General features: G+C 57.7%; 3 protein-coding genes and 1 pseudogene. All 4 read right to left on the bottom strand.

Going from position 1 to position 4351, the window contains the following annotated elements:
• A partial coding sequence (gene rpoB / locus AC1D1P_RS15630) for a DNA-directed RNA polymerase subunit beta (protein ID WP_477673609.1) occupies positions 1 to 2518 on the bottom strand: 2518 nt, incomplete at its 3' end.
• A 255-nt stretch (positions 2519 to 2773) separates the two neighbouring features.
• The gene (gene rplL, locus AC1D1P_RS15625; protein WP_431094480.1) at positions 2774 to 3151 is read right to left on the bottom strand and encodes a 50S ribosomal protein L7/L12; all 378 of its coding nucleotides are present in this window, start codon (positions 3149 to 3151) and stop codon (positions 2774 to 2776) included.
• A gap of 29 nt (positions 3152 to 3180) precedes the next feature.
• Entirely contained in the window at positions 3181 to 3711 is a 531-nt protein-coding gene (gene rplJ, locus AC1D1P_RS15620) for a 50S ribosomal protein L10 (RefSeq protein ID WP_457282627.1), read from the bottom strand.
• A gap of 262 nt (positions 3712 to 3973) precedes the next feature.
• Positions 3974 to 4351: pseudogene (gene rplA / locus AC1D1P_RS15615) on the bottom strand (50S ribosomal protein L1); the annotation flags it as partial.

The following is a 4351-nucleotide window of genomic DNA, read 5'->3' as shown; positions in this document are numbered from 1 at the left end:
GAATCGAGGTGTAGCGGTCTTCAGCCACCACGCGCTCGGAAATCAGGATCGAATCCTCGAAGTTGTAGCCGTTCCACGGCATGAACGCGATCAGCATGTTCTGGCCAATGGCGATTTCGCCCAGGTCAGTCGATGCACCGTCGGCAATCACATCACCCTTGGCCAGCTTGTCGCCGATCTTGACGATAGGACGCTGGTGGATGTTGGTGTTCTGGTTGGAACGCTGGTACTTGATCAGATTGTAGATGTCCACACCGACTTCGCCGGCGAGGGCTTCTGCATCATTCACGCGCACCACGATGCGGGTGGCATCAACGTAGTCCACCACACCGCCACGGTTGGCAGTCACCACGGTGCCGGAGTCAACCGCAGCAACCCGCTCAATGCCCGTGCCGACCAGCGGCTTTTCGGGACGAAGTACAGGCACGGCCTGACGGGACATGTTGGCGCCCATCAAAGCGCGGTTGGCGTCATCGTGCTCCAGGAACGGAACCAGGGAAGCCGCCACCGAGACGATCTGTGCAGGAGACACGTCCATGTACTGGACGCGTTCTGCGCCCACCAGGACGGACTCACCGTTTTCCCGGGCAGACACGAGGTCACCGGTCAGCTTGCCTGCATCATCCAGAGCCGCGTTGGCCTGGGCGATGACGTATTTGCCTTCTTCGATGGCCGACAGGTAGTCGATCTGGTCGGTGATCTTGGCGTCCACCACACGGCGATACGGCGTTTCAATGAAACCGTATTCGTTGAGGCGGGCATACAGGGCCAGCGAGTTGATCAGGCCGATGTTCGGACCTTCAGGCGTTTCAATCGGGCAGACGCGTCCGTAATGGGTGACGTGCACGTCACGCACTTCAAAGCCGGCGCGTTCGCGGGTCAAACCGCCCGGGCCAAGGGCCGAAACACGGCGCTTGTGGGTGATTTCGGCCAGCGGGTTGGTCTGGTCCATGAACTGCGAGAGTTGCGATGCACCGAAGAACTCTTTCAGCGCAGCCGAAATCGGCTTGCTGTTGATGAGGTCGTGCGGCATCAGCGGCTCTTGCTCGGCCTGGCCGAGGCGCTCTTTCACGGCCTTTTCGATACGTGCCAGACCAGTACGGTACTGGTTTTCAGCGAGTTCGCCGACACAACGCACGCGGCGGTTGCCGAGGTGGTCAATGTCATCGACTTCGCCGTTGCCGTTGCGCAGATCCACCAGGATTTTGACGACAGCAAGGATGTCCTCGTTGGTCATGACCATGGGGCCGGTGGAAGAATCGCGGCCGACGCGGGCGTTGAACTTCATGCGGCCGACCTTGGACAGATCGTAGGTATCCGGGTTGTAGAACAAGCGCTGGAACAGGGCCTGCACGGCATCTTCGGTGGGCGGCTCGCCGGGACGCATCATGCGGTAGATGGCGACGCGCGCAGCAAATTCGTCCGCGGTTTCGTCGGAGCGCAGGGTCTGGGAAATGTACGAACCCTGGTCGAGTTCATTGGTATACAAAACCTGCAGATCCTGCACACCGGCAACGCGCAGCTTTTTCAGCAGCACTTCGCTCAGTTCATCATTGGCCTTGGCGATGATCTCACCGGTCTCAGCATCAACGATGTTCTTGGCGACCACACGGCCGATCAGGAAATCTTCGGGAACGCTGATCGTCGTGGTGCCACTTTGCTCCAGCTCGCGGGTATGGCGAACGGTGATGCGCTTGTCTTTCGCGACCACGACCTTGCCGTTTTTGTCGGTAATGTCGAAACGGGCCACTTCACCGCGCATGCGCTCGGCCACGAATTCCATCTGTGCACCGCTGTCCATCAGGCGGAAATTGTCGAACACAAAGAAATTGGCCAGGATGGATTCCGGGTTCAGGCCAATGGCCTTGAGCAGAATCGTGACGGGCATCTTGCGACGACGGTCAACCCGGAAGTACAGGATGTCTTTGGGGTCGAACTCGAAGTCGAGCCACGAACCGCGGTAGGGAATGATGCGGGCCGAAAACAGGAGTTTGCCCGAGCTGTGGGTCTTGCCCTTGTCGTGTTCAAAAAACACGCCAGGTGAACGGTGCAACTGGGACACGATCACGCGCTCGGTCCCGTTGATCACAAAAGAGCCCTTGTCGGTCATGAGCGGCACTTCGCCCATATAAACCTCTTGCTCTTTGACTTCCTTGACCACCTTGGACTGCGATGTGGAGGATTCGCGGTCATAAATGATCAGCTGCACCTTGGCGCGCACGGCCGAGGCGAAAGTGAGTCCACGGGTCTGGCATTCACGCACGTCAAACGCCGGCTTGGCCAGGTTGTACTCGATGAATTTCATCTCGACAAAACCATTGTGCGAGACGATGGGGAAAGCGTTTTCAAACGCTGCCTGCAGGCCTTCAACGGTGCGCTTTTGAGGTGCACGGTCGGCTTGCAGGAACGCTGTGTACGCGTCTTTCTGCATTTGCAGCAAATAGGGAACAGTCAACACGCTTTCGCGGTTGCCGAAGCTTTTGCGGATGCGTTTACGTTCGGTGTAGGAATAGGCCATGAGTTCTCCGCGTTGATGGGCTCTGGCGACTCTCGTGCCCGAATACACCACGTATTCAGGCAGCTTGGTGGTTGGCCACTACCAACCATGGCGGACGGTGACGCATTGCACGTCACCCGAACCAAGGCGTTTTCTGCAGTCGGGGTCAGAAAACACTGGAAAGCAGACGGTTAAGTCTGCTTTTCGGTGTGTTCCTTGAAACACGAAAGGCTGGAAGCCCGACTACGGTCTTCCAGCCTTCTCAAACACCAAGAATTACTTGAGTTCGACTTTCGCGCCGGCTTCTTCGAGCTTCTTCTTCGCAGCTTCTGCGTCAGCCTTTGGAGCGCCTTCCTTGACGTTCTTCGGAGCACCGTCAACCAGGTCCTTGGCTTCTTTCAGGCCCAGACCGGTGATTTCGCGAACGGCCTTGATGACCGACACCTTGTTGGCGCCAGCTTCGAGCAGCACGACATTGAAGTCGGTCTTCTCTTCAGCAGCTGCAGCAGCACCGCCGCCACCGCCAGCAGCGGGAGCAGCCATCGCAGCTGCGCTCACGCCAAATTTCTCTTCGATGGATTTCACCAATTCGTTGAGTTCGAGGACCGTCATGCTATCCAGCGCGGTCAAAAATGCGTCTTTATCGAATGCCATTTTGAATTTCCTAAAAAGTTGGGTACAAATTACGCTGCTACAGCTTCAGCTGCTGCGGGGGCATCGGCTGCGCCGCCGCCCTTTTTGGCCGCCAGGGCGCCCAGCACAACGGCCGTACGCGACATAGGCGACATCAGCAAGCCACACAACTGGGCGAGCAACACTTCCTTGGAGGGAATGTTGGCCAGTTGCTTCACGCCGTTCACGTCCAGGGATTTACCGCCAAATGCACCACCGCGAATCACCAATTTGTCATTGGTTTTTGCGAAGTCAGCGACTACTTTTGCAGCAGCCACGGCATCCGTGGAAAAGCCATAGATCAGYGGACCGGTCATCTGGTCGGACACGACTTCGAATGCACTGCCTGCCACGGCACGGCGAGCCAGGGTGTTCTTCAGAACACTCAGGTTCACGCCTTTGTCGCGGGCTTGGCTGCGCAGACGGGTCATGTCAGCGACCGTGATACCACGGTATTCCGCCATCACGAGCGTTTGAGCTTTAGCGGCGAGGCCAGTCACTTCATCAATGACGGCTTGTTTCTCACTGCGGTTGAGACTCAAGGTCTACTCCTTAAAAATGTGTGGTCAGGTTCGGGTGACTTGCATCCCCCTCGCCCTTCAACACGCTCATGTTCAGCGACCAACTGTTTCAGATTCTTTGCAAAACCATCTGCAGCGGGACCGCCATCTGCGTTGGCTGTCTTTCGATTAAGCGGCAAGCCCAAAAAGCCTGCCACGCCAACGGTCTTGGATGACCTGCCGGAGCGAACCCCGGCAGCCCACCACATTGAACAACCCCTGCGGGTTGCCCAAATTTCTGCGATTACGCTGCGATGGTTTGCGTGTCGACGCGAACGCCCACACCCATCGTTGACGAAACCGCAACTTTCTTCAAATACACGCCCTTGCTCGAAGCCGGTTTGGCTTTTTGCAACGCGTCGATCAGTGCAGCCAGATTGCCTTGCAACTTGGCGGTGTCGAACGAGCGGCGGCCAATCGTGCCATGAACAATACCGGCCTTGTCGACACGGAACTGAACCTGGCCGGCTTTGGCGTTCTTGACGGCTTGCGCCACGTCAGGCGTCACGGTGCCAACCTTGGGGTTAGGCATCAGGCCGCGGGGACCGAGCACCTGGCCCAGCGTACCCACGATGCGCATCGCATCGGGGGAAGCAATCACCACGTCGAAATCCATCTTGCC

The sequence above is a fragment of the Polaromonas sp. P1_E1_2 genome (assembly GCF_056406035.1).
Note: the sequence above shows the minus strand (reverse complement) of the source record. Positions and strands in the feature narration are given on the sequence as shown.